Origin of the sequence: Bifidobacterium sp. W8104, from assembly GCF_016100735.1 — a bacterium.
Taxonomy (GTDB): domain Bacteria; phylum Actinomycetota; class Actinomycetes; order Actinomycetales; family Bifidobacteriaceae; genus Bombiscardovia; species Bombiscardovia choladohabitans.
Map to the genome: position 1 here is coordinate 1 of NZ_JACFRW010000001.1, position 25,049 is coordinate 25,049.

The 25,049-nt window shown below is 62.4% G+C and carries 22 protein-coding genes and 3 tRNA genes; 4 read left to right on the top strand and 21 right to left on the bottom strand.

The window, feature by feature from the left end; translation table 11 throughout:
* Nucleotides 1–227 precede the first annotated feature (227 nt).
* From H3U89_RS00005 to H3U89_RS00065, 13 genes are all read right to left on the bottom strand, one after another.
* Nucleotides 228–300 (bottom strand) — tRNA-Asn (locus H3U89_RS00005).
* Nucleotides 301–378: 78 nt separating this feature from the next.
* Nucleotides 379–1,422 (bottom strand): tRNA (adenosine(37)-N6)-threonylcarbamoyltransferase complex transferase subunit TsaD, encoded by a 1,044-nt coding sequence (gene tsaD / locus H3U89_RS00010; protein WP_198179371.1) that lies wholly within the window; start codon nt 1,420–1,422, stop codon nt 379–381.
* A complete protein-coding gene (rimI, locus tag H3U89_RS00015; protein WP_198179368.1) occupies nt 1,415–1,927 on the bottom strand; it encodes a ribosomal protein S18-alanine N-acetyltransferase in 513 nt (170 codons plus the stop codon). Before rimI ends, tsaD begins: the two co-directional genes overlap by 8 nt.
* Nucleotides 1,924–2,712, bottom strand: a complete 789-nt coding sequence (tsaB, locus tag H3U89_RS00020; protein WP_198179361.1) for a tRNA (adenosine(37)-N6)-threonylcarbamoyltransferase complex dimerization subunit type 1 TsaB — start codon at nt 2,710–2,712, stop codon at nt 1,924–1,926. Before tsaB ends, rimI begins: the two co-directional genes overlap by 4 nt.
* The gene (tsaE, locus tag H3U89_RS00025) at nt 2,709–3,311 is read right to left on the bottom strand and encodes a tRNA (adenosine(37)-N6)-threonylcarbamoyltransferase complex ATPase subunit type 1 TsaE (protein ID WP_198179353.1); all 603 of its coding nucleotides are present in this window, start codon (nt 3,309–3,311) and stop codon (nt 2,709–2,711) included. The genes tsaB and tsaE overlap by 4 nt, the downstream gene beginning before the upstream one ends.
* Complete coding sequence (gene holA, locus H3U89_RS00030) at nt 3,308–4,285, bottom strand: DNA polymerase III subunit delta (RefSeq protein ID WP_198179347.1); 978 nt, start codon at nt 4,283–4,285, stop codon at nt 3,308–3,310. The genes tsaE and holA overlap by 4 nt, the downstream gene beginning before the upstream one ends.
* A gap of 28 nt (nt 4,286–4,313) precedes the next feature.
* Entirely contained in the window at nt 4,314–6,224 is a 1,911-nt protein-coding gene (locus tag H3U89_RS00035) for a ComEC/Rec2 family competence protein (RefSeq protein ID WP_198179345.1), read from the bottom strand.
* Entirely contained in the window at nt 6,224–6,892 is a 669-nt protein-coding gene (locus tag H3U89_RS00040; protein WP_198179332.1) for a ComEA family DNA-binding protein, read from the bottom strand. Before H3U89_RS00040 ends, H3U89_RS00035 begins: the two co-directional genes overlap by 1 nt.
* A 105-nt stretch (nt 6,893–6,997) precedes the next feature.
* Entirely contained in the window at nt 6,998–9,967 is a 2,970-nt protein-coding gene (gene leuS / locus H3U89_RS00045) for a leucine--tRNA ligase (RefSeq protein ID WP_198179330.1), read from the bottom strand.
* A gap of 75 nt (nt 9,968–10,042) precedes the next feature.
* Nucleotides 10,043–10,873: a glutamate ABC transporter substrate-binding protein gene (locus H3U89_RS00050; protein ID WP_198179321.1), complete on the bottom strand. Its 831-nt coding sequence runs from the start codon at nt 10,871–10,873 to the stop codon at nt 10,043–10,045.
* 9 nt (nt 10,874–10,882) lie between these two features.
* Nucleotides 10,883–11,833, bottom strand: a complete 951-nt coding sequence (locus H3U89_RS00055) for a magnesium transporter CorA family protein (RefSeq protein WP_024627661.1) — start codon at nt 11,831–11,833, stop codon at nt 10,883–10,885.
* Between the two features lie 106 nt (nt 11,834–11,939).
* On the bottom strand, nt 11,940–12,752 hold the full coding sequence (locus H3U89_RS00060) for a DUF1287 domain-containing protein (RefSeq protein ID WP_198179319.1): 813 nt from the start codon (nt 12,750–12,752) through the stop codon (nt 11,940–11,942).
* Nucleotides 12,753–12,757: 5 nt separating this feature from the next.
* Nucleotides 12,758–13,783 carry a D-2-hydroxyacid dehydrogenase gene (locus H3U89_RS00065; RefSeq protein ID WP_232345374.1) on the bottom strand — a complete coding sequence of 342 codons (1,026 nt, stop codon included), beginning with the start codon at nt 13,781–13,783 and terminating at the stop codon, nt 12,758–12,760.
* A gap of 213 nt (nt 13,784–13,996) precedes the next feature.
* Here H3U89_RS00065 and H3U89_RS00070 point away from each other — a divergent pair.
* The 4 genes from H3U89_RS00070 (at nt 13,997) to H3U89_RS00085 (ending at nt 17,948) form a co-directional block, all read left to right on the top strand.
* Nucleotides 13,997–14,069 (top strand) — tRNA-Ala (locus H3U89_RS00070).
* Between the two features lie 350 nt (nt 14,070–14,419).
* On the top strand, nt 14,420–15,418 hold the full coding sequence (locus H3U89_RS00075) for an ADP-ribosylglycohydrolase family protein (RefSeq protein WP_198179317.1): 999 nt from the start codon (nt 14,420–14,422) through the stop codon (nt 15,416–15,418).
* 102 nt (nt 15,419–15,520) lie between these two features.
* A complete protein-coding gene (locus H3U89_RS00080) occupies nt 15,521–16,987 on the top strand; it encodes a purine-cytosine permease family protein (RefSeq protein WP_198179315.1) in 1,467 nt (488 codons plus the stop codon).
* A complete protein-coding gene (locus H3U89_RS00085; protein ID WP_198179313.1) occupies nt 16,980–17,948 on the top strand; it encodes a PfkB family carbohydrate kinase in 969 nt (322 codons plus the stop codon). Before H3U89_RS00080 ends, H3U89_RS00085 begins: the two co-directional genes overlap by 8 nt.
* An 88-nt stretch (nt 17,949–18,036) precedes the next feature.
* Here the strand turns inward: H3U89_RS00085 and H3U89_RS00090 are convergent, their stop codons facing one another.
* The 8 genes from H3U89_RS00090 to H3U89_RS00125 all read right to left on the bottom strand — a co-directional run bounded on the left by H3U89_RS00090 (nt 18,037) and on the right by H3U89_RS00125 (nt 24,949).
* A complete protein-coding gene (locus H3U89_RS00090) occupies nt 18,037–19,122 on the bottom strand; it encodes a glycerol dehydrogenase (protein ID WP_198179311.1) in 1,086 nt (361 codons plus the stop codon).
* A gap of 128 nt (nt 19,123–19,250) precedes the next feature.
* The gene (locus tag H3U89_RS00095; protein ID WP_198179309.1) at nt 19,251–20,177 is read right to left on the bottom strand and encodes a hypothetical protein; all 927 of its coding nucleotides are present in this window, start codon (nt 20,175–20,177) and stop codon (nt 19,251–19,253) included.
* 95 nt (nt 20,178–20,272) lie between these two features.
* A complete protein-coding gene (locus tag H3U89_RS00100; RefSeq protein ID WP_198179307.1) occupies nt 20,273–21,013 on the bottom strand; it encodes a histidine phosphatase family protein in 741 nt (246 codons plus the stop codon).
* Complete coding sequence (gene rsfS / locus H3U89_RS00105) at nt 21,006–21,482, bottom strand: ribosome silencing factor (RefSeq protein WP_198179305.1); 477 nt, start codon at nt 21,480–21,482, stop codon at nt 21,006–21,008. Before rsfS ends, H3U89_RS00100 begins: the two co-directional genes overlap by 8 nt.
* A gap of 41 nt (nt 21,483–21,523) precedes the next feature.
* Nucleotides 21,524–22,900, bottom strand: coding sequence for a bifunctional UDP-N-acetylglucosamine diphosphorylase/glucosamine-1-phosphate N-acetyltransferase GlmU (glmU, locus tag H3U89_RS00110; protein ID WP_269748840.1), 1,377 nt, complete (start codon nt 22,898–22,900; stop codon nt 21,524–21,526).
* A 14-nt stretch (nt 22,901–22,914) separates the two neighbouring features.
* Nucleotides 22,915–23,712: an HAD-IIA family hydrolase gene (locus H3U89_RS00115; RefSeq protein WP_082069369.1), complete on the bottom strand. Its 798-nt coding sequence runs from the start codon at nt 23,710–23,712 to the stop codon at nt 22,915–22,917.
* Nucleotides 23,713–23,779: 67 nt separating this feature from the next.
* Nucleotides 23,780–23,850: transfer RNA gene (locus H3U89_RS00120), tRNA-Gln, on the bottom strand.
* 82 nt (nt 23,851–23,932) lie between these two features.
* Entirely contained in the window at nt 23,933–24,949 is a 1,017-nt protein-coding gene (locus tag H3U89_RS00125; protein ID WP_045935295.1) for a ribose-phosphate diphosphokinase, read from the bottom strand.
* Between the last annotated feature and the right edge of the window lie 100 nt (nt 24,950–25,049).

Sequence of the window (25,049 nt, forward strand, 5' to 3'; positions counted from 1 at the left end):
ATTCAGATACCCCAACACCACACTCTGACCAACACACAACCAAACCCACACACAGAACCTAAAACAACGCGTTTAGTTCCTATAGGCCAGATACCCCAACACCACACTCTGACCAACACACAACCAAACCCACACACAGAACCTAAAACAACGCGTTTAGTTCCTATAGGCCCTATAGGCCAAACCTGGCAGATAAAGAAAACCGCCGGAGGACCGGCGGTTGAGAGCTCCCGCAGCTGGGCTTGAACCAGCGACATTTCGATTAACAGTCGAACGCTCTGCCAACTGAGCTATGCGGGAATGTCCTGTTCAACTCTCGCTGAACACAATTACCATACTATAGTCAGAACTCTCGTATCCGACAACTTGGCGTGTCGATTACATGAGGATCCTGTCCAGGGGCATGGCCGAATCAATGGAGAAGTCGGGAGCAGAGGGAGCCCGTCCCGCCTGGACCAGATTGACGCCCAGCATGGCCACCATGGCGCCGTTGTCCGTGCACAGGTTGATTTTCGGAATGCGAACCTTGACGCCATCCTGCTCGCCGAACTCTTCAAGCTTGCCGCGCAGCTGCGAGTTGGCCGAGAACCCGCCGCCGACAATCAGGGTACCCGTGTCGAATCTGTGGCAGGCGGCCATGGCCTTGCGGGAGAGGACGGTGGCCACGGAATCAGCCAGGGAGGCGCAGACATCATCCACGGGAATGTCGAGCCCGGCCTGCTGTCTGCGCTCGACCCATCGAGCCACGGCGGTCTTGACCCCGGAAAAGCTGAAATCATAGGGATGCTCTGCTCCGGCCCGGCCCTTGGTCAGCCCCTGGGGCACGGCGATGGCGTGAGGGTCGCCCACCCGGGCGTGGCGGTCGATGTGGGGGCCGCCGGGATAGGGGAAGCCCAGCAGACGTGCGATCTTGTCGAAGCACTCCCCCGCCGCGTCATCCAGGGTGGTGCCCACCACCTGAACCGATTTCGCCAGATCATCCACATGCAGCAATGAGGTGTGGCCGCCGGAGACGATCAGGGCCAGGGCATTTTCAGGGAAAGGTCCGAATTGGAGCTGGGTGACCGCTATATGGCCGATGACATGGTTGATGCCATATAGAGGCTTTTTCGCTGCCCAGGCCAGCGCCTTGGCACCGGAAACGCCTACGGCCAGGCAACCAGCCAGTCCGGGACCAGCCGAGACCGCTATGGCATCCACTTGGGACAGGTCCATATCCGCATCATTCAGGGCCTTGGAGACGACCGGTACAAAGGACTCAGCGTGTGCCCGCGAGGCGATCTCAGGGATGACGCCCCCATAGCGGGCGTGCTCGTTCATGGAGGAGGCCACCACGTTGGACAGCAGCCGGTTGCCCTGCACCAGGGCGGCCGCGGTCTCGTCGCAGGTGGATTCGATGCCAAGCACCAGAGGCTCACTCATAGTCGATGATCCTTTCCTGTCCTTCTAAAAACTTGCTGCCGACAAATCCCACCGGACCCGGCCCGACCGAGCTCAAAGGTCTGGTCATAGTCCAGGCATCCACGTCTTGAGGCTGATAGTAGCCCTTGGATAGACCCGTCCTTGAGAAACCGAATTTTTTGTAGAGGCCAATGGCCGCCGGGTTGTCTATGCGCACTTTCAGGTTCATGCCTTGCAGACCTTCATGATCTGCTCCGGCAATAAGCCTGGCCAGCAGGGATCCTGCAATACCGCGATGCCGGGCTTCCGGCAGCACCCCGATGGTCATCAGCTCGGCATCCCTTTCGCCCGACCAATAACCTCCGTAGCCCAGGACGGTTCCCTGGTCCTCCCATACCAGGTAGGTGCGGGAGGGCGCAGACAACTCAAACCGCAGCTCCTGCCGGCTCCAGGCCTGGTCGCCGAAGATGTTCGCCTCCAAGTCGACAAGTTGGTCCAGGTCCCCCAAGGCCGCCCTGCGAATCATGACTGGACAGCCACGTGCTTGAGCGGATTGGGCACCGAAACGTCCGGCCGACGAAGGTAAAGCGGTTCCACCGGGTCGATCAGCCCCTGCCGGGCACGTCTGCATGCACAAGCTGCCATCAGAGCTGTCCCCTGGGTCCGATCCTCCAGGAAGGATCCTTCGTCCAGTATCACCCGTATATCCGGATGCTCATCCAGACGCTCCCACTGGTCAGCGTAGCGACCGGCTCCGTGGCCGCTAATGACCAGCGTGACAGGGCCCTGATCCGCAGACCCACACTTTTTCACAATGGCTGCGACTCTCTCACAGATGGCTGCTGGATAGTCGATGCTCATTTCGGTCAGCGGCCGGGCCGGGGCTTCCACGTCTCCAAAGTCGCCGAAGAGACGGTAATAGAGCTGCCGACGTCGAGCATCATTGACAGCCAGAACCAGCAACCGGGTATGGCCTTGGCCCTGCTGCTTGAACCGGCTGTAGGCATAGCGGGCCTGTGGTTCCAGGATGTCCTGTCCCAGCAGACGGGCACCGGTGGCAAAGGCCAGGGCTTTGGCGGTTACGATGCCTGCCCGCAGACCGGTGAAAGGTGCAGGGCCCAGTCCCACCACGATGGTCCTCAGATCGTCTGCAGACAGCCCGGCCTGGTCCATGACCTTGGCGATGTTGACCTGGAGGCGTTCCACATGCGAGCGCGAGTCGGTCTCGATGCAAGGCTCCCGCCCCGGCAATCCCACAGTCGAGCCATATGAGGTATCGATCACCAAAAGGGGCGTATCGCTCCCGCTCATGCCGTCATCGCCTTTCTCAACTGCTCCAGTCTGGTGGCCCACCAAGGACCCACTCCACGCAGACGTACCATACGCTGACCCTGGGAGCTGGGTGGCGCGTCAGGATCTTCCCGAGGATCCACGGGTCGGGCAATGCTCACTTCCAGACGTTGATCGGCCAGTGCCGAGGCCATCTGCTCACCCCATTCCATCAGGATGATGGTGCTTTGGCCCGGATCCTCCAACTCCTCGTCCAGACCGAGGGACTCCAGCTCGTCCAGGAGCCGATCCACGGCATCTTCGCCAGGCAGATAGTCCTGTCCGCCCAGCCTATAGGCATCCACATGGATCAGGGTGACCGGCGAGCCGTCGGACAGATGGCCATGCAGCTCTCTTGCAATGGTGAACGTGGGCGAGACCACAGGACCGTCCACTCCAAGTCCGCTGCCCAGCCCCTGGGCCAGCGTGGTCTTGCCCGCCCCCAGAGGTCCGGACAGGAGGATCACATCCCCGCCTTGCAAACATGAAGCCAGGTTTCTGCCCAGGCGCCGCATGTCCTCGCCCGTTGGCACGGCCAGCTCAAATCCATCCTTTTGCCCGGCACTGTCCTGCAGGCTCATGCCAACGTCCTTCCCTTGGCGGCGATCAGCTCCACTGCCCGTTCCAGAGCATAGCGGGCGTCGCCGCTGCTGGTCTTGCTGACCTCATCAGCGTGTGCCAAGGCCTCGATGCAGGCCGCCAGACCGGAGGAGGTCCATCCATGCAGCTGTCGCTTTGCCTCACGCAACTGCCAGTAGGCGGCCTTGGCCTCGGCTGTCGTGATGGATCCCGATTCGATGGCCGCCTCCTTACCCAGCGTCCGCAGCTTCAGGGCCAGTACTCCGATAAGTGATACTGGCTCGTTGCCCTGTTCCAGAGCTGAACGTAGGGCGACGACGGCTTGGGCCGGCCTGCCGGCAAGGGCCCTGTCCGCCACGGCGAATCCCGACACAGCCGGGTTATCGGTCAAATATCGGTTGACGATCTCCAAGGTCATGGGATCCTGGTCAAAATCGAAGCAGAGCTGGGAGCACATGGCGGCAAGTTCCGGAGTGCGCTCACCCAGGACATCCACCAGACGCTGAGCCGCCCTCGGCTGGATGCGACGCTGATGGGCCTTGAATTGCCCATAGACGAAATCAACCTTGTCATCGAACTTCTTCAGATCCGGCATACGCTCCATGACTGCTCCGGCACGTTCCATCTGGTCCAGAAGCCTGCGGCCCCTGTTGCCACCGTCATGACGCGCGATGACAATGCTGGTTTCGGATTCTGTTGGTTCGCGGCAGAAATCCACCAGGGCCTGAGTCAAGGCCTCATCGGCCGCCTGCAGATCATCCAGAAGGACCACGGCCGTCTGACTGAGCAGGGAGGGTCCGACCGCCTCCTGAAAGGCGTAAGCGTCGCAGTCTGCCGCATCCATCTCTATGTATTCGCTGTCCGGGTGGGCGGCACATGCCTGTGCGCACAGGTCCTTAACGCGCTGACCGTTGAGGAAGGGATCGCCGCCGACCACCAGATGGACGGAAGGGTTCTCCTGCTGAGCTTTGGTCATGCCTCAAATCTCCCTTTATCACTGGACATTACCCCGGTCGTTTTTTGAAGACCAACTGTGCAAGAAGGCCATAGGTCTGCCGTAGCCAGACCTTGATTGACCCCCAAGCCGATGGCCGAAAGGGAACCCCTGAATCCTCGTCTGCCACGGCTGACCATGAACGGTCCCACTTCCGGGTACGGATGAGTCGAACCAGCCGATGATCGATCACGACCATGAGACCCAGACCAAGCAGACAGGCGCTGCCGACTGGCCCCGAAGGCCAGGCCGCCGGAGCAGCCGCCTCGCCCAGCCATGTGGCGGCGAAAGCCATGACTGCAGTACCCAGGGAGGTCAACCGGGCCAGCAAGAGCCCCAATGGCGGCCAGAGCCAGGAGGTGAGCAGGGCCAGCAGGCCGGTCACGGTGGCAACGTCGACCACAGGAGTGACCAGCAGATTGGCCAACGGTGCCAGCAGAGGCAGTCCGGGACTCATCAGCACCTGCACGGGCAGCGTGCCAGCCTGAGCACACAGGGTCGTGGCCAATGGACGTGCCAGAAATGCCGGAAGATGGTCTTCAAGGAGGACCGTCAACCGCCGGTTTCCCAGACCTATGCCAAGCACAGCACCACAGGAGAGCGCGAAGCCGAAGCTTGCGGCCATGGAAGGCCGCAGAATCAGGACCAACAGCACACACCAGGACAGGGAATTCAAGGACTGGGCAGGCCGGCAGGCAGCCAGAGCCAAAGCTGAAAGAAGCCCCATGGCCTGGGCTCGCAAGACCGAATCCCCTGGGACCATCAGCATGCCCAAGCCCAGATAGGCGGCGGACAAAACCAGGGCCATCAGCAGGGGCGGCGAGCGCAGGGCCCGCATGATTGAAACCAGCAGCGAAGCCAGGATCATGAAGTGCCCACCAGAGACAGCCATCAGATGAAGGATGCCCGATGCACGGAAATCCTGGGTCAGACGGGTGGCATAGGCGGGCTCCACTGCCGGTCTGCCAAGGGACCCGCCCGAACCGGGCAGGGCCTGGTTGCCCAGGATACCCATGGTCAATCCCGGCACCAGGATCCGCCCCTGGTCGTCCAGCTTGCCGGTCTGTTCGAGAAAGGCATTTTGCATACGAACTATCAAGCGTCTACCAGGTCCTGGCGGCCTGACTTGTTTCAAGCCATCCTCCACGGTCAGCCAGGGCATGGGACGGCCGTAAACGGAGGGTCCCAAGAGGCCACGCGCACGATACAGTCCGCCCTGCTGCAGCAGGCATGACCGGCCACGGGCGAAGAGCACAATCCGTTCAGCGGAAGGCATGCGCACACCGGCCACAGTCACCCGGTGCAGCCTTAATTCCACCTGACAGTCCCATCCTCGCCGAGAGGATGCGCTCATAGGTCCTACAGCCCGACCACGCACCTCGGCCATCGCCTTTCCCTGACGGATCTGACGTGCTGCCGGCCCGCTGCGCACCGACTCATGACCTACCGCAGCAGCCAATGCTGCAGTCAGAGCCACGGCAGCCAGGACGGCCAGCGTCGGCAGCCTACGAGAATCAAACCAAGTGGACACCAAGCGATGGGGCCGACGAAAAAACTGACTCCTGCGATTGGGGACCTCTCTGGCGACCAAGCAGACGAGCTTGACGGCAAGCAGGACCATTGCAAGGAGTAATGGAAGCGCTAGGACAAGCGGCATCATCCAGACCGTCATACCCATGCCTCCGCTGGCCGTACCTCCACCGGCCATGCCGCCTCTGGATTCCCCCACCGACTTGGGCCAGTCACCGCGCTTGGCTGATCCTGCCGCCGATCCGCCCATGCTCAGGTCCAGAAGCCAGGGGACCAGCAGGGCAACCGCCCAGGCCAGACAAGCAGCGGGGAGCATCCGAAGATTGCGGCTGCCGTTCTCCCGATCAACCCCATCGTGAGCCCCATTGTGGACTCTTGAACGACCGGTCATCATTGCGCCACCAAATATGGGCGTAATCGGGCCAGGGTCTTGGCACCGATGCCGGGGACATCCAGGAGCTGGTCTACCGAAGTGTAGCGGCCGCCGATGGCTCGTCGATGTTCCAATATTTTTGCAGCCTTGACCGGACCGATCCCCTTGACGTTTTCCAGATCCTGCTGGCTGGCGCTGTTCAGATTCACGCGCCCCGCCTGATCGGCTGACCCCGAGGAGGCGCTGGAGACCGGAGCAGGAGGGGCATTGTCGGCCTTTTCGGCAGGTTGGGAGGAGCCAGAGACCGGAGGATCGGCCTGCCCGCTGCTCGCTTCACCATGGGTACCACGGCTGTGATCGTTTTCCGAGGCCTGCTCGCCTCGGTGTGCAGCACTGTTCACATTATTGTTCGTAGGAGCCGATGAGCTGGTCCCGGATCCGTCAACAGCCACCCCTCTGGCCAGGGCCCGTCCCTGCTGGGCCAGCAGGGTCAGACTTAAGGCAAGGGCCGCCACCAGAATGAGGATGGCTGTCAAGGCCTGAAGCGGCGTAAACCACCAAACGGGCCTATCCCGTCGAACCTGGGAGTCGGCCTTGCCTTCAGATGACGGCTCCGACCGAATCGATTGATTCAGGGCCAGAGCCTGGAGGGGCGGCGCCGGCGGCTGGGTGATGTTGATGCTCATGGGTCCAGCCTGGCATGAAAAAGCCCCCCGGTATGAGGCCGGGGGGCTATGTGGTCGAAGCTCATCGCCTGTCCACAGCCTGGCCTGGCTGTGGACAGTGCAGGGTCAGGCCGGCACGACCGATACGATCTTAGGCGCCTTGACAATGACCTTCCGCGGCTCCTTGCCGCCCAGCCGCTCCTGGACGGCAGGCAGTGCCAGAGCCATGGCCTTAAGCTGGTCGGGCGCGATGTCGGGGCTGACCTGCAGCTTGCCGCGGACCTTGCCCTTGACCTGGACCACGGCGGTGACCGTGTCCTCGCCAAGATAGCGATCATCCCAGGTCGGCCACTGGGCATGCGCCAGGGATTCCTTGTGACCCAGACGGCTCCAGAGCTCCTCGCAGATGTGGGGGGCGATGGGCGAGAGCATGAGCACCAAGGGCTCGATGGCTGCCCTGGGCGTCGGGTTCAGCCCGGTCAGATGGTTGTTGAGCACGATCATCCTGGCGATGGCCGTGTTGGGCCGCATGGCCTCCATCTCCACCGTCACGTCATGGATGGTGGTGTTGAGCAGCTTCAGGGTCTTCTGGTCGGGTTCGCCCTCGTCCAGGACCACCTCGCCGGTCTGCTCGTCCACCACGTTGCGCCAGAGCCGCTGCAGGAAGCGCATGCCACCCACCACGTTGCGCGTGTTCCAGGGCCTGGACTCGTCCAGGGGACCCATGCTCATCTCGTAGAGGCGGAAGGTGTCGGCCCCATAGGTGCGGTACATATCGTCCGGGGTGATGATGTTCTTGAGGCTCTTGCCCATCTTGCCGAACTCGCGGTTGACCGACTGCCCCTGCCAGGTGTAGTTGACCTTGCCGCCCTCCTCATGCTCCTCCACCTCGGCGGCAGGCACGTACTGACCGCGCTGGTCCGTGTAGGCGTAGGCCTGGATCATCCCCTGGTTGAAAAGCTTGTGGAAGGGCTCCTTGGACGAGACGTATCCCAGATCGTAGAGGACCTTGTGCCAGAAGCGGGCATAGAGCAGGTGCAGCACCGCATGCTCCACGCCACCCACGTAGAGATCGACACCGCCTGACTCCCCGGCCGTGGCGTTGTGCCTGGGCCCAAGCCAGTAGTCGTATTCCTCCGGATCGACCATATGCCGGTCGTCCTTGGGGTCGATGTAGCGCATGTAGTACCAGCAGGAGCCGGCCCAGTTGGGCATGGTGTTGGTGTCCCTGTGGTAGACCTTAGGGCCGTCGCCCAGGTCCAGGGTCACGTTCACCCAATCCTGGTTGCGGCTCAGCGGTGCCTCGGGGCTGGACTGGGCATCCTCGGGGTCGAAGGTCTTGGGCGAGTAGTCGGGCACGTCCGGCAGGGCCACCGGCAGCTGGTCGTCGGGCAGCAGGTGGGGCAGGCCCTGGTCGTCATAGACCACCGGGAAAGGCTCGCCCCAGTAACGCTGACGGGAGAAGAGCCAGTCGCGCAGCCGGTAGGAGACCGTCCCATGGCCCACCCCGGCCGACTCCAGCCAGGCAGTGACCTTCTCGATGGCCTGGTCAACCCGCAGGCCGTCCAGGCTGAGAGGATCGCCAGCGGCCTGGGTGGCCTGGACCGAAGAGTTGACCACAATGCCGTCGTGGGAGACAAAAGGCGCCTTGCCCCGGTAGTCGTCCAATGTCTGCCCGGACTCAGGCAGAGGGCTGACCGTGTAGACGATGGGCAGGCCATACTTGACGGCGAAGTCGTAATCGCGCTGATCACCGCCAGGCACAGCCATGATGGCTCCGGTGCCGTAGTCCATCAGCACATAGTCGGCGGTGAAGATGGGCAGCTTGGTCCCGGTGATGGGGTTGAGAGCGTACAGCCCGGTAAACAGGCCGGTCTTGGCCCCGCCTTCATCCACGCGATCCTTGGCGGTCTTGGCCTCGGCGGCCCTGCGATAGGCCTGCACACCCTCCGCAGGATTGGCATAGCCGCCCTTCCACTGATCAGGCACATCCTCAGGCCACTCCTGGGGCAGGTGCTGGAGCAGGTCATGCTCGGGGGAAACCACGGCGAAGGTGGCACCGAAAAGCGTGTCGGGACGGGTGGTGTAGACCTCCATGGTCTGGTCCCCGTCGGGGCCGGGCACGGTGAAGTCCACCGAGGCCCCGTGCGACTCCCCGATCCAGTTGCGCTGCATGAGCTTGACCTTTTCGGGCCAATCCAGGATGTCCAGATCCTCCAGAAGCCGGTGGCCGTAGGCGGTGATGCGCATGGACCACTGCTTGAGCTCACGCTGGTAGACCGGGTAGTTGCCACGCTCGGAGCGTCCTTCGGCGGTCACCTCCTCGTTGGCCAGGACCGTGCCCAGTCCAGGGCACCAGTTGACCGGCGAACGCGAGATGTAGGCCAGGCGGAAGTCGTTGAGCACCTCGGAGCGCTCGGCCTCGTCCAGGTCCTCCCAGGAGGCGTCGGCATGGCCGGGGATGGGCCTGCTTCCGGACTTGAAGGCCTCGACAAGCTCGCTGATGGGCCTGGCAGAACCCGTCCCCCCGTCGGCACGGCGATAGTCAGGGTCGTACCAGGACTCGTAGATGCGCGAGAAGATCCACTGGGTCCAGCGCACGTAGTCGGTATCGATGGTGGCGAAGGAGCGGCGGTCGTCGAAGCTGAGTCCCAGCCGATGCAGCTGCCAGCGCATGTTGGCGATGTTCTGCTCGGTGGTGACCCGTGGGTGCTGGCCGGTCTGGACCGCATACTGCTCGGCGGGCAGGCCGAAGGCGTCGTAGCCCATGGCGTGCAGGACGTTCTCGCCCTTCATCCGGTGGTAGCGGCTGACCACGTCGGTGGCGATGTAGCCCAGGGGGTGACCCACATGCAGGCCCTTGCCCGAAGGATAGGGGAACATGTCGATGACGAAGTAGGGACTGCGGCCCCCAGCGTGCTCCCCATGGGCATCCGTCAAATCACCCTTGGTGTTGGCGGCCCAGAAGGTGCCCTCCTTTTCCCAGCGCTGCTGCCAGTGCTCCTCGATGGTCTGAGCCATGGCGGCATCGTAGCGGAATTGGGGCTGATCGGATTCCTGGGTCTGCTGATGATCACTGTCTTCATTCGCGTTCATATGGTGAATTATCGCCATTCACATGGACACGGCCGGGCCGATGTCCAGCATCCGTCGTCCTGGCATGAGCCGTACTCAGTGGTCGCCGGGCTGCAGGGTGCGGGCGGCGGCATCGACGGAAAAGCCGATTGACCGGGAAGCCCGACCCAGGGCGGACTTGAAGGACCCGTCCCGCATCATCCTCTTCAGGGCCTGGTCGACGACATCCACCAGCTCCGGATCCCCGTGGGGCACGCCGATGCCGTACCGTTCATGGGAGAAGGGGTTGCCAACCAGGCGCAGCTGGCCGCCGCCGCGAACATGCGCCAGGCCGGCCAGGGCGAAGTCGTCGCCGCTGGCAGCATCCGCATCCCCGCTGAGCAGGGCCGTGATGCACTCGGGAAACTCATCCCGCTCCTGGACCTGGGCCTGGGGGGCCAGCGAGCGCACCAGTGCCCCGGAGGTGGACCCAGCTGCCACGCAGACCCGCTTTTGGGCCAGATCCTCCACCCCGGCGATGTCGTTCTGAGAGCGGCGAACCAGCAGGTCCTGCCCCACAGCCAGGTAGGGTCCGGCGAAATCCACCAGCTTCTGCCGATTCCGGGTGATGGAGTAGCCGGCCACGACCATGTCCACCTGGCCCTGTTCGAGCATGCGCTCGCGATCCGCAGGCTTCACCTGGCGGAAGACGATCTGCGACTCGGCGTATCCCAGCTCGTGGACCACGTACTGGGCCACATCCACATCCAGACCCCGGTACTGGCCGGACTGGGCGAATCCAAGCCCGGGTTGGTCGAAGGAGATGCCCACGCTGATCTTGGGCCCGATGGAACCCGCCCGGTAGCGATCCTCCTGGCGGCCGCACCCGCTCAGGGGCACCGCCAGAACCAGTGCCAGCAGAGCCGCCGCAATCCTGCGTGCAAACATGATCGGCCCCTACTTGAACATTCTCGAACGCGTCAGGAACCAGGTCACCAGGGCGGTCACCAGGCCTGACAGAATCACCACGACCGCGAAGCCCCAGGGCTTGTCGGTGAAAGGCATGCCGAACATGCCCTGGTTGAAGTTCATGCCATACATGGAGAAGATCAGCGTGGGCACCGACAGGCTGATGGAGATGATGGTGAAGATCCTCATGACGTTGTTGACGTTGTTGGAGACGATGGAGGCGAAGGCGTCGGTCATGTTCGAAAGAACGCTTGAGTAGATGTTGGCCATCTCGATGGCCTGCTTGTTCTCGGTGATCACATCGCCCAGTAGGTCCTCGTCGTCCGGATAGCGCTTGATCCGCTCCAGGCCGGTCAGCTTCTCCAGGACGATCTCGTTGGACTTGAGGCTGGTGGCGAAGTAGACCAAGGTCTTGTTGAGCTCCAGCAGCATGAGGATCTCCCGGTTCTGCATGGAATGGCGCAGCTTGAGCTCCAGCCGGTCCGACTCGCGGTCGATGATGCGCAGATAGCGCAGGTAGAGGGTGGCGTTGCGGTAGAGGATCTGCAGGATGAAGCGTGACTTCATGAAGGTGTTGAACCCCCGGATGGTGCCCTCCATGAAGGGATGGAGCAGGACGGTGTCCTGCATGCAGACGGTGACGATCAGATCCTCGGTGACGATAATGGACAGGGGGATGGTCTCGTAGTAGTCCCGGCCGTCGCGCTCTTCGGCCCGGGGAATGTCGACGATGACCATGGTGTACTCGTCCTCCACGTCCACACGCGAGCGCTCCTCATCGTCCAGGGGGGCACGCAGGTCAGCAAGGTCTATGCCCGTGGTCTGCGAGACGTTGGCCAGCTCCACATCGGTGGGCGCAGATAAGCATATCCATGAGCCCTTGGAAGCCTTGCCGATCTGCTCGATCTGCCCGTTCATGGTGCTGAATACTCTCATCATCGCCATCACCGCCTCTCGTGCTCGAACCTGGCCGACGTTTCTGGCCGAACCGATAGTAGCAGATAACCAGTTACTGCCGTGTTCAATTCCGCAGGGTAGTCCCCGGTCATCCCCGCCATGGCCGCAGGACGGCGGGTTGGATCTTGGAGGCGTCGAAGCGAAAATGCCCGGTGATGGGACGATGGCCCGGCAAACCCAGGTAGTCGTTCTCCCTGTCGCGCTGGCCCATGTTGTGCAGAAGCAGGGGAATGCCCCGACCGTCCCTTCTATCGGAGGCCATGCCGATGTGCCAGGAGGTGTCGAAGATGACGATGTCGCCCTGCTGCCACTGGTCGGTGGCCGCCGTGTCGTTGGTCAGACGCTGGGCGTGCCGGGACAGGAATACGCCGAGGACATTGGTGCGTCTGAAGTCGATGTTCGGATCGGGCCTGCTGATGACTCCGGCATAGGCCCCAGGAGACGAGGCGATGTCAGCGTCGACCATGGCTTTGAGATCGTAGCCGGCCTGTCGGAAGGCCCTCCAGATCTCATCGGTACAGGCACCCCGGTCATCGGGGGGATAGCCGCCCTGATAGTAGCCGCTGTCATATCGTGGATGGATGCGTGCCTCCTGATGGGCTCCACGCACCATAGCCGTGTAATCGTCCACACCGTCGTGGTTGTAGTCCACAGGCGAGATCAGAGGCGAATGGGCCGCAGTCTGCTCAGGAGAATACCCGGGAGGGCTATGGGAAGCGGTCTTGCGGCCGTTTGCAGAGGAACTTTGATTATCATGGCGAGCAGATCCGACACCCATCAACCTGCCAGCCAAGGCCAAGGAGCCCGCCACAATCAAAGCAAGCGCCAGCAGAACGGCCACCCACCGCAGAACAGTCGTCCGCCCACGACTGTTGCCGCTACGGCTTTGCTCTGTCGGCACGGCGGTCACCTCATCCGGTTGCGAAGGGGTCTGCCATCCATGAACCGACGAAGATTATCCAGGCAAATTGCCCGAACCTTGTCCATGTTGGAGGGTAGATGAGCTCCCCCGGCTACATGCGGAGTGAGCAGGCAGCGTGGTTGCCTCCAGAGTGGGTGGTCTTCAGGCAGAGGTTCCGGTTCGGTCACATCCAGCCCTGCACCGAAAATGCCATCCTTATCCAGGGCTTGGGCCAGAGCCATGCAGTCCACGGCATCTCCCCTGCCCGCATTGACCAGCACGGCGGTGGACTTCATCAATGCAAGACGATGGCCGTCGATGATATGTCTGGTCTGCGGCGTTGAAGGCAGGGCCAGAGCCACTACATCCATCTCAGGCAGCAGGGCATCCAGATCGTCAAAACCAGCCAGACGGTCGAACCCCTCCACCGGCTGGTCGGGATGCCGCCTGATACCGATGGTCCGAGCGCCTACAGCCTTGGCCAGACGAGCGAAGGAGGCTCCGATATCCCCCGTGCCCAACACCAGAACCTGGCAACCGCGCGGTGAAAGGACAGCCCCGCGAAGTTCCCAACGGCCCATGCGTTGATTGTCCCGGTAACCAGGAAGGTCCTTCATCAGGGCCCACATCATGGCGAACATGTGCTCGGAGACCGACTGCCCATAAGCGCCTGAGGCACTGGTCAATATGGCGTCCGGAGGCAGAATCCCCGGTTTCATGTAGGCATCCACACCCGCGCTGCTGGTCTGCAGCCAGACCAGGTTACTGCAGGCAACCACCTGCTCGGCCGGCGGATTACCCAAAATGATCGTGGCCTCCGATCGGAGGGATTGAGGGACATCGATGAGCCAATGCATGCTCTGCCGCATGTCCGTGTCGACAATGAACTCCTGACGAACGCCTGGAGCCGCCTGGAGGAATTCCTGTCGTTCGCTCTGGTCCAAGGGCAGGCAGTTGATGATGAGCTGGTCCCCAGGATGGTTCCCCTTCCGCTTTTCAGCCCGTACTTCGGCATCGTTTTTGCCGGTCATGGTCCGCCGCCTTTCCGTTGCTGCCGACCCCCTTGGTCGCCCCTTGTTCATCATGCTAGCGCACTTGCAAGCTCAGGAACGACCCAAGACCATTCGAGGATAAAATCCATCAATTAGCTCACAATCCCTGCAATTCCGGGGCAACACACTGAGTTGCTCCATTCGCCAATCCCGGTGTACTATAAGCAAGGCTTCACCAAGCAAGGCAAGCACGGGGCTATGGCGCAGCTGGTAGCGCGTCTCCATGGCATGGAGAAGGTCGGGGGTTCGAATCCCCCTAGCTCCACAGGTAGAATCCCGAGGTCACCTCGGGATTCTTTTTTATATCCAGAACCTCTGCAGCCGCGAGGGTCTGGACTAAGACACAGCGGCAAACTCAGCCAATTGTCGTCACGCTCTATAGAACCCATACCTTGATCAAGTCTGTAACCTTGATATGCCTGCACTGTTTTTATCTCCCACTTCACAGAGGTGGAACTCAATCAGATTCTCATTCTCCGTTGCAAGTTATGCATCTTTCACCGCCTGTGCCGACAATGTTCCAAGGGCATACAATGATTCTGATCAAAAATTTCGCAATCCATCTACAGACAGATTGATGGACCCATCGCAACGACTCCGGAGGCTTGCACAACAATGACCAGAACCGAAAGGGGCGCACTGGGCGCGCTTACTGGACTGTCCTTGGGGGACGCGCTGGGCATGCCCACGCAAAGCATGAGTCCAGCAGCCATTTATGAGGCCTACGGCAGGGTTGACACCCTTCGTGATGCCATCGCGGAACAGCCCATAGCCCCCGGTATGCCTGCGGGGTCTGTGACCGACGACACCGAGCAGGCACTGATCGTGGCGGAACTGATCATCGAGGGCAAGGGACACATTGATCCGAAGGAATTCGCCAAGCGTCTTCTGGCCTGGGAGGACGACATGAAGTCGCGCGGATCGCTCGACCTGCTCGGGCCCTCCACCAAGCTGGCTCTGGAACAGGTTCGCTGCGGCGCAGACATCATAATCACCGGAAGGACAGGCACCACCAACGGGGCCGCCATGCGAGTCACTCCGGTAGGCATAGCCAACAAACCCGAAGACACCAAGCGGCTGGCCAATCGCATCTACGAGTCCTGCCAGGTCACCCACGACACAGTCGCAGGCTTCCAAAGTGCCGCGCTGATCGCTACGACAGTCAGTCTAGGACTTGAAGGAATGACCGTTCGCCAGGCGTTGAAGGAGTCCCTGCGCCTGGTGCCCGCCATGGGAACCGCCGGAGCCTGGACTCCTAAGGCGTCGGTTCCCGCACGCGCCCGGCAGGCAATACAGCTGTCTGAAGAATTCAAGAATGAGGACGATTTCGAACACCACCTCATTGAGGACTGTGGTACCTCGGTCGAGGCCAATGAGTCTGTGGCAGCCGCCTTTGCCCTGGCCTGGAGGTTTGCCGACGATCCGCAATCGGCTTTGTTGGCCGCAGTCAACCTTGGCGGCGATACGGACACGATCGCTGCCATGACCGGAGCAATGACCGGCGCATGCAGCGGCCCCGAGGTCTTCGACCCTGCACTCTGCTCCCAGGTGGCTTCGGTATCCCACCTCGACCTGCAGCATACAGCTCGAGGCCTGATTGCCCTAAGGCAGTAAAGCGTAAAACCGATAAGACCGAACCAGTCGGTAATGCAAAAATGTAGAATCCAGGCAATCCACCACTACATTCGGTACATCTTGAGTCAAAGGAGACAATCCATGTCAACTGCGCCAAAAGAGGGCACCATCCTCTCCAGGGTGGAGCAAAGGGGCATCGAGCCCGTGCCCGAGGACCAGAGGAACGGGTCGCCCGGCCAGCTCTTCTGGGTCTGGTTCGCCGCCAACATCTCGATTCTGGGGATCCCTCTGGGAGCTACCCTGATTGCCCAGGGCCTCAACCTCTGGCAGGCCGTGCTCGCCACGACCATCGGAGCCTTCGGATCCTTCGCCCTGGTCGGCATCATCTCCATAGCCGGCAGAAGGGGCGGCGCCCCTACGCTGACCCTGTCCAGGGCCATTTTCGGCGTCAGAGGCAATGCAGGCCCCACCCTGGTGGCCCTGCTGTCCAGACTGGGCTGGGAGACGGTGAACACGATGACCGGTGCCTTTGCACTGCTCTCCCTGATCGCCATCATCTTCGGCACCTCGGCCGATGCCAAGCGCTCCCCCTTCCTGACCTTTGCCTGCATCGCCGTCTTCGTAGCCCTGACCGTGGTGGTCTCGGCCGCCGGCCATGCCTTCATTCTCACCGTGCAGAAGTGGGCCACCTGGATATTTGGAGCCCTCACCCTGCTGGTGGCCATCTATCTGGCCACGACCGTCGACTGGTCCTCCTTCATCGGCAATGCCCCCGGCTCAGCCGGTACATTCCTGATTGGTGTCGACACCATAGCCGCGGGGACGGGCATCGGCTGGGTCAACTCAGGCGCAGACATGGCCCGCTACCAGAAGACCTCGGTGAAATCCGGCTCTCTGGTCCTGACCGCAGCGGCGGGCGCCGGCATCCCCCTGGTGGTCGTCATCGGTCTGGGATCGGTCCTGACAGCCGGCAACTCCACCATTGCCTCCGCCGCCGATCCGGTCGCCGCGGTTCGAAGCGCTCTGCCCGCCTGGGTCTCAATCCCCTATCTGATTGCCGCATTCGCCGGGCTGCTCATGTCCAACAACCTTTCCGTATATTCTGCTGGCCTGACCACCATCACCCTGGGCATCAGAATTCCCCGCGTCTACGCGGTCGTGGTCGACGTGGTGGTAACCACCTGCGGAGCCCTGTACTTCACGCTGGGTTCCGACGGGTTCTACGGCCCCTTTGTCACCTTCATCTCCCTGCTGGCAGTGCCGCTGAGCACCTGGGCAGGCATCTTCCTGTCAGATATGATCTTCCGCAAGCGCTACGATTCGGACGGTCTTCTGAACCTTCAAGCCGATTCCCCCTACTGGTACTGGCACGGCGTCAACCTCCCAGCCATCATCGGCTGGTTGGTCGGAATAGTCGTCGGCTTCCTGTTCGTGACGGCCCAGGTCTCCAAGGACGAGGTCTGGTTCTCGGGACCCCTGGCCGGCAGTTTCCTGGGCAGGAACGGCCTGGCATGGCTGGTATCCCTCCTCCTGGGAGGGATTCTCTACGCCATTTTGCACCTCCTCTCCAAGGATTCCCTGGCGATGAGGGGCAAGAGCCATGACTGAGCCGAGGATCCTCCATCTCGGTCAGGTGGTGGTGGACCTGAGCATGGACATCGACCACCTCCCGGAACGCGGAGGGGATATTTTCGCCAGACGAAGCGCCATCAAAGTCGGCGGTGGATACAACGTGATTCGCGCAGCCAGGCAGATGGGGGCGCCGATAGCCTACATGGGGGCGATCGGCACAGGTCCGATGGCGGACATGGCCCGTGGAGCCCTTGCCGCCCTGCAGGTTCCCGCCCAAGGGCCTGTGCTGGATGACTGTGATACCGGATACTCGGTAGCCATGATCGAGCCCTCGGGCGAACGCACCTTTGTGTCGGCAAGGGGCGCAGAGACCCAGGTGCCGGAGGGCACCTACGAAGGCATGAACCTGGTTTCCGGTGATGTCATCTACCTGAGCGGGTATTCCTTCTGCCACAAGGACAACACCCGGAGCCTGGTCGGATTCGCACACTTACACCAGGGCGAAGGGTTCCCTGTGCTCTTCGACCTGGGACCCATGGTGGCCGATATTGCACTGGATGTGCTTGATACTGTCAACGGACTGCATCCGATCTGGTCGCTGAATGAACGCGAGGGACCAATCCTGGCTCAGCGTCTGGAGTGCCGATCCGAAACCGGCAATGCAACCGAGCCGGAATCCGTCTGCCGTTCGCTCTCGCTGAAACTGGACAGTCCGGTGGTTCTCAGGGCCGGCGCCCGTGGTGCCTGGTACTGCCAACCCAAGGATGCAAGGCAGAGCCAATACATTCCGACCCCGCAGGTCCATGCCATAGACACCAACGGTGCAGGCGATGCCCACTCGGGCGTCCTCTGCGCGGGCATCCTCCAAGGCCTGCCCATCGAGGAGGCGCTGACACTGGCCAACTGCGCAGGGGCCCTTTCCACTACACAGCCCGGTCCAGCTACCTGCCCTGATGAGGAAGCCATACGAAAGGCTGCCGCCTCCCTGCAAAGGTGACCAGCGCAAAACCAGTCAAAGGCCAGGCGGCCGCCGACTTCATGCCGGTGGCCGCCTGGCCTTTACAGATGGATCAGAGCAAGAGAACTCAGAGCTGCTTGCCGAGCTGATCGGCTGCACGCAGAGCGTGAGCCACGTCGGTGGGGGTCACCTCGAAGGGCATATTGCCCATGGTCTCGTCAGGGCCGCAGGCGTGCTCGCCGACCTTGAGCAAATCCTCCTCGCTGGCCTGTCCGATGCCGATCTGCTCCAGGGAGGTGGGCAGACCCACGCTCCGGAAGAAGTCGTAGACCTTGCGGGTCTCCTCCAGGGGCCGATCCTCAAGGACCAGCTGGGCCAGGGTACCGAAGGCCACCTTTTCGCCGTGCAACATGGAGTGAGTGCCCTCCAGGGCGGTCATTCCGTCATGAATGGCGTGGGCTGCAGCCAGGCCGGAGCTCTCGAAGCCCAGACCGCTCAGCAGTGTGTTGGCCTCGATGATCTTCTCCAGGGCGGCTGTGCGCACACCGGCCTTGGCAGCGGCCACGGCCTTGACCCCATCCTCCAGCAGGGTGTCGCGGCAGAGACGGGCCAGGGCGAAGGCGGCCATGGTGGCGTGCCCCCCGGTCATGGTCACCGCGTTCGACTGGACGCAGGCGGCTGCCTCGTAGTAGGTGGCGAAGGCATCGCCCAGCCCTGATACCAGGAAGCGCACCGGAGCCTTGGCGATCACGTCGGTATCCATAAGGACCACGTTGGGATTGGCGGGCAGGGGCAGGTAACGGTCGAAGACACCCTCAGGCGTGTAGAGTACGGACAGCCTTGAGCAAGGCGCATCCGAGGAGGCCGCCGTGGGCACAATCATAACCGGCAGGTGGGCGAAGTGGGCCACGGCCTTGGCGGTATCCAGGGTCTTGCCGCCGCCGATGCCGATAACCGCGTCACTGCCGCCCAAATGGTCACGATGACGGTCGATCTCCTCCATGGAGCACTCGCCGCCGAATTTCATCAGTTCGTAGGGGATCCCATCGTGCTCAAAGGAGGCGACGATGTCGTCGTGGTAGAGCCCGTCGATGACCGGATCGACGATCAGATGGGCGCCCTTGGTGCCCAGAGCCGCGTATTCTCCGGCCAGCTTTCCCATGGCGCCCTCCTGCTGAACATAGGAGCCTGGAGAGCACAGAACCTTACGCATATACACACCTTTCTCATCGCTGATCCCGCCTTCGGGACCAGATCCTTAGGGACGGGCCTCTTGGACCGCCCGAAAGTGACCCTAGTCACATTACATGGTGGGATGGGTGTGCCGCGCCGACTGACAGGTCAGTTACGAGGAGATGGACTGGTCGTGCTCGTCGGTGACGACTGTGGCGTAGGAGCCGTGCTTGAGGGACTTGGCGTGGAGCTGGTCGCGTCGGCAGACGGCGAAGGCGAGCTCGTGGGGTTCCCTCCCTGCGGTTGACTCTGCCCGGATCCCTGTTCGCTGCCTTGGTTCTGATTCGAGCCAGAGGGCTGGTTCTGAGGGGCACTCGGGGTCGTCTGATATTCAGGCTCCTCTGTGCGCCGCGCTGGCTTGGAGGGGGTCTCCTCCTCGCTGGGGGTTACCGTCTGGCTGGTCGGCGGGCTGACCACGTTGCGAACCACCTTGTCGGTGCCTTCGCCCTTGGTCAGGGCATTGATGGCCAGAGCGGAAAGCAGTACGGCCACCAGGGCGCTGACCACGGAGACAATGATGACATTGCGTCGGCGCTGATCCAGCTTCTTCCTGCTGTTTGCCGTCATGGAGGCCGCATGCGTCCGTGGACCATTGCTGGACGAAACGGTCCTGCCGGTCTTGGCTGCCGACTTTTCGTCATTGACAGGGGGCATGACCTGGGTGGACCCATCCACCGGGGCCATGACCTGGGTGGATCCGTCGGCAGCATCGCTGGATTTGTCCGAATGACCCTTACCCTGGGCAGGCAAGGTGGTGGTCTGCCCATCGGCGCCCGAATCGGCATCCGAGTCAGCCCTGGAGTCGTCATCGTCCTGGTCAGCACCGCCGACCACGGACTCCTGCAGCTTCTGGCCAGAGGCTTCCAGAACATTCTTGTAGATCTGCGAGGCCACGGCAGAGACGATGGAACCGATGGCCACGCCGATGATGGATCCCGCCACGCCGATCTTGGCGGCAAGCCAGAAGGAGGTCATGGCTGCAAGAGCGCCGGCGATGATCTGCGCCCAGGAAATGTCATGAAAGAACTGCTTCACTCCGACCCCTTTTGATCCAACGGCTGGTTGCTGCGCTCTTATGGTAGCTGGTGGTCATGGCGATACTGTGATGGTCGTCCGACCGCCCAAGGACCTCAGTCGGTCTGGACCAGCCCCCGGGGATTGTTCCAGTCCCCCCGCATGGCGATGGCCGGACCGCGATTGTAATCAATCATGGACCAGCGCAGACCGCCGTCCGGCAGATCCCGTGGCATCAATCGCGCCCAGTGGGCGTTGCGCATGGTGACCAGGCCCAGATATTCAGGATATGCGTTGGCCATGCCCAGCAAGGCCTGGAGAGCCTCAGCAATGAAGGACCCATGGGTGAAGACCATGAGATCCGTGTCCGGGCCAGCACGGTGGATCCACCGGTTCAGGGCTTCCAGGCCTCGTTTGCCCACCTGGGCCTTGGTCTCGGCACCGTGGAGCAGCTCTCCCCCGGCGCCCCGGGACCAGGATTCGTAATCCTCAGGCCAACGTTGACGAACCTCCTCGGCGCTGGCTCCCTCCCACTCGCCGAAGCCGCGTTCACGCAGCCCGGGATCAAGATGGACCGTCTGGCCCAAGGGGTCGGCGAAGGCATGAGCGGTAGCTGCGGCCCGGCCCAGGTCGGAGGAGACCACCAGCAGGTGACGGTCTTGGGGTGCGCCGTCCACATACTCAGCGCGGAGCTCTTCGGCTGTCCTCTCCACCTGCCAGCGGCCAACGCTGTTCAGGGGGATGTCGATCTGACCCTGCATCCGGTGCCCTGCGTTGTATGAGGTCTGCCCATGGCGGACCACGGTCATGGAGCGCACATGCCGTCCATCCTGCACGGCTGTATCCGAGTCAGTCATGGTTTTCCTGTGGGTCAACGAAACGGCTGCGCAGATCATCCCCATTCAGATCGTCCGCCTTGGAGGCCAGCTGGCCGTCCGGGTCATCATCCTTAAGGGTGAAGGGGTGCTCCAGCTGCAGGTCGATCTGGGGGCAGTCCTTCCAAAGCCGTTCCAGGTCGTAGTAGGCCCGGGCCTGCTTGTGCATGATGTGGATGACGAAGTCACCGTAGTCCAGCAGAACCCACTGGGCCTCCTGGACGCCCTCCCGCGAGCGCGGATCCAGGTTTTTCTGCAGATGGAGCTGCTTCTCCACCTCCTCGGCTATGGCCAGGACCTGGCGTTCGTTGCTGCCCGTGGCCACCATGAAGATGTCGGTGATGGCAATGGGCTGGGAGACGTCGAAGGCCACTACGTCCATGGCCTTGACATCGTTGGCGGCCCGAGCGGCCACCCGGACCGCGTCGATGGATTCCTGCAATGCTGGCACTTGTCACGCCTTTCCTTGTTGTGAAGCAGATGCTGTCAAGGTTACCGCTCCCAGGCGGGCTTCCAGTCCGGAACCTCATGCTGGTCGTTGGTGGAATAGACCATGGCCCCGTCCTCGACCGGATGGCGGATGACCGATCCTGCTCCGGTCGTAACCCCGTCGCCCACCTGGACGGGTGCCACGAAGAGGTTCCCTGCGCCCACATGCACTTCCGAGCCGATCTCGGTGCGGTTCTTGTGCACGCCGTCATAGTTGGCCGTGATGGACCCGCCTCCCACGTTGCTGTCGTGGCCTATATGGGCATCCCCCACATAGGAAAGATGGGGCACCTTGGTCCCATGGTCGATGGTGGCCTTCTTCATCTCCACGAAGGCCCCGGCCTTGGTGTCCTCGGCAAGGATGTTGCCAGCCCTCAGGTAGGTCCAGGGACCGATGTTGGCCCTGGCCCCGATTCGGGTCTCCTGCACGCGGGAACGCTCCACCTTGGCCTGCGGCTCGACGATGGCGTCAATCAGGGTGGTATAGGGGCCGATGACCGCGTCCGAGGCGATCTCGGTATGACCCTGCAGGAAGCATCCGGGCAGAATGACGGCATCCTGCTGGATGACCACGTCGTCCTCGATCCAGGTGGTGGCCGGGTCCAGGATGGTCACGCCCTGGCGCATGAACTCCTGGCAGACCCTCAGGTTGTGGGCCTTGGCCAGATCAGCCAACTGAATCCTGTCGTTGATGCCTTCGACCTTGAGCGGATCAGGCGCGGCGAAGGCCCCCACCCTACCCAGACGGCGGGCCGTCTCCAGGGCATCGGTCAGATAGAACTCCCCCTGGGCGTTGCTGTCGTCCAGACCGCGGACCGCCTGTCGCAGCAGATCAGTCTCGAAGACGTAGACGGAGGTGTTGACCTCCTTGACGGCCAACTCGGTACCGGTGGCGTCCCGCTGTTCGACGATGCGCAGTACCCGTCCATCCTGGTCGCGAATGATGCGGCCATATCCGGTGGGGTCGTCCAAATTGACGGTCAGCACGGTGGCCCCGTCGCCGGAACTGACATGGTAGTCGAGCAGGCTGTGCAGCGTGTCCGCGTCAAGCAGGGGCATGTCCGAAGCGACGATCAGCACCTGGCCGTCATGCCGGAGCTCACCATCCAGCTGGTCCACGGCGCACTGGACCGCACGCCCCGTTCCCGGTCGGCTGTCCTGACGCACGATGCGCACCTGGGAATCGTAGGAGCGGGCAGCCTGCGCCACCAGGTCGGCCTGATGGTGAACCACCACGGCCGTCAGCTCGGGATTGAGGGCGGTCACCGAAGTCATGACCCTCTGCAGGAAGGTCTTGCCGGCCAGGGTGTGCAGAACCTTGGGATGGGCAGAGTGCATGCGGGTACCCTCGCCTGCGGCCAGGATGATGCCAGCGGTCAGTGTCTGCCCGCCGCTCAAAACTCCACCACCCCGCTCTCGGCGATGTCGATCAGATCCTGAATGGAGTTCACCACCTGGTCCGGGCGGTAGGGGAAGGTCTCCACCTCGGATCGTGTGGTGATGCCGGTCAGCACCAGGAAAGTGTTCAGGCCGGCCTCGACTCCGGCCACCACGTCGGTGTCCATCCGGTCGCCGATCATGGCCGTGGTCTCGGAGTGGCCGCCCACCCTGTTCAGGGCCGTGCGGAACATGATCGGATTGGGCTTGCCCACAAAGTAGGGCTCCCGGTTGGTGGCCTTGGTCACCAGGGCCGCCACAGCGCCGGCTGCCGGCAGGACGCCGTTCTCGCTGGGGCCTGTGGCGTCCGGGTTGGTGCAGATGAAGCGGGCGCCGCCCAGAATCAGGCGGATGGCTGTGGTGATGGACTCAAAGGAGTAGGTCCGGGTCTCGCCCAGGATCACATAGTCCGGTTTGATGTCGGAAAGAATGAAGCCGGCCTCGTGCAGGGCCGTGGTCAGTCCGGCCTCGCCGATCACATAGGCCGATCCCCGGGGCATGGTCCGGGATACGAAGTCGGCAGTGGCCAGCGCAGAGGTCCAGATCCGATCCTCGGGCACGTCGATGCCCGAACGGCCAAGGCGGGCCGAAAGGTCACGAGGGGTGTAGATCGGATTGTTGGTCAGTACCAGATACTGGCGGTTGTTGCGCTTGAGGGTGTCGATGAATTCGGCAGCTCCGGGCAGGGCCGTGTTCTCGTGCACCAGCACGCCGTCCATGTCGGTGAGCCAGGTTTCGATCTTCTTGACTGCCAAGACAGTTCCTTTCGGTTGGTCACCGACCCCAAGGAGGCCGTCTCCGACCGGAATCGGCGAGCGTAAGCTCCCCCACCTGGATTCGAACCAAGACTAAGGGTTCCAAAGACCCGTGTGCTGCCTTTACACCATGGGGGAAAGGCGGAACCCTTCAGGCACCGCCAGGTTCATTATGCCACAGCCGGACGATTACGCCACGCCATGCCGCGCAGGCAGGGCGTCAAGCGAAGAGGAAGCCCTGGCCGTGATGGGCAGGATAGGTGTCGAAGAGCCGGGCCACCGAGCCGTCCTCGAAGACCGCCTTGATGGCCGAGGCCAGCAGGGGTGCGATGGATAGCACGGTCAGGCCATCCCAACGCTTCTCCTGGGGGATGGGGACCGTGTCGGTCAGGATGACCTCCTTGGCCTTGCAGGACTTGAGCCGTTCCACGGCAGGCCCGGACATGACGCCATGGGTGGCCACGATAGTGATGGAGTTGGCGCCGGCCTCATCCAGCACATTGCAGGCCTCGGCAATGGTGCCGCCGGTGTCGATCAGGTCGTCCACCAGTACGCAGTCCAGGCCGCGCACGTCGCCCACCACCCGGTGGGCCACGGCCTTGTTGGGCTGGGTGATGTCACGGGTCTTGTGGATGAAGGCCAGCGGCACGCCTCCCAGGCGCTGGGCCCACTGTTCGGCCACCCGGATGCGGCCGGCATCTGGCGAGACCACGGCCACCTTGGACAGGTCCATACGGTCGCGCACATAATCCACCAACACAGGCATGGCGATCAGATGGTCCACTGGCCCATCGAAGAAGCCCTGGGACTGGGCGGCGTGCAGGTCAACCGACATGATCCGGTCCGCGCCAGCCGTCTTGAGCAGGTCGAACATGAGCCGGCAGGAGATGGGCTCGCGCCCCAGGTGCTTCTTGTCCTGACGGGAGTAGCCCAGGAGCGGGCAGACTGCGGTGATGGATCGCGCCGAGGCCCTCTTGAGGGCGTCGATCATGATCAGCTGTTCCATGATGGACTTGTTGACCGGGTCTGAGTGGGTCTGTAGGACGAAGACATCCGCACCGCGCACCGACTCCGTATAACGCACATACATCTCGCCGTTGGCAAAGTCGTAGGCTGTCGTCTCCAGGACGTCGATGCCGAGTTGATCGGCCACGTCCGCCGCGAGTCTGGGATGGGCCCGGCCTGTGACAAGTATGAGATTTTTTCCTGGTCTGCCTTTGAGTATCGCGCTCACCATATCTCCAAACGTTGTTTTCGCTGAAGCGGACAGCCTCCATAATAATGGCGCGCGCTGACACAGCCGGGCTGTCCGTGTTGGCAAGTCCGACAGCATGCGA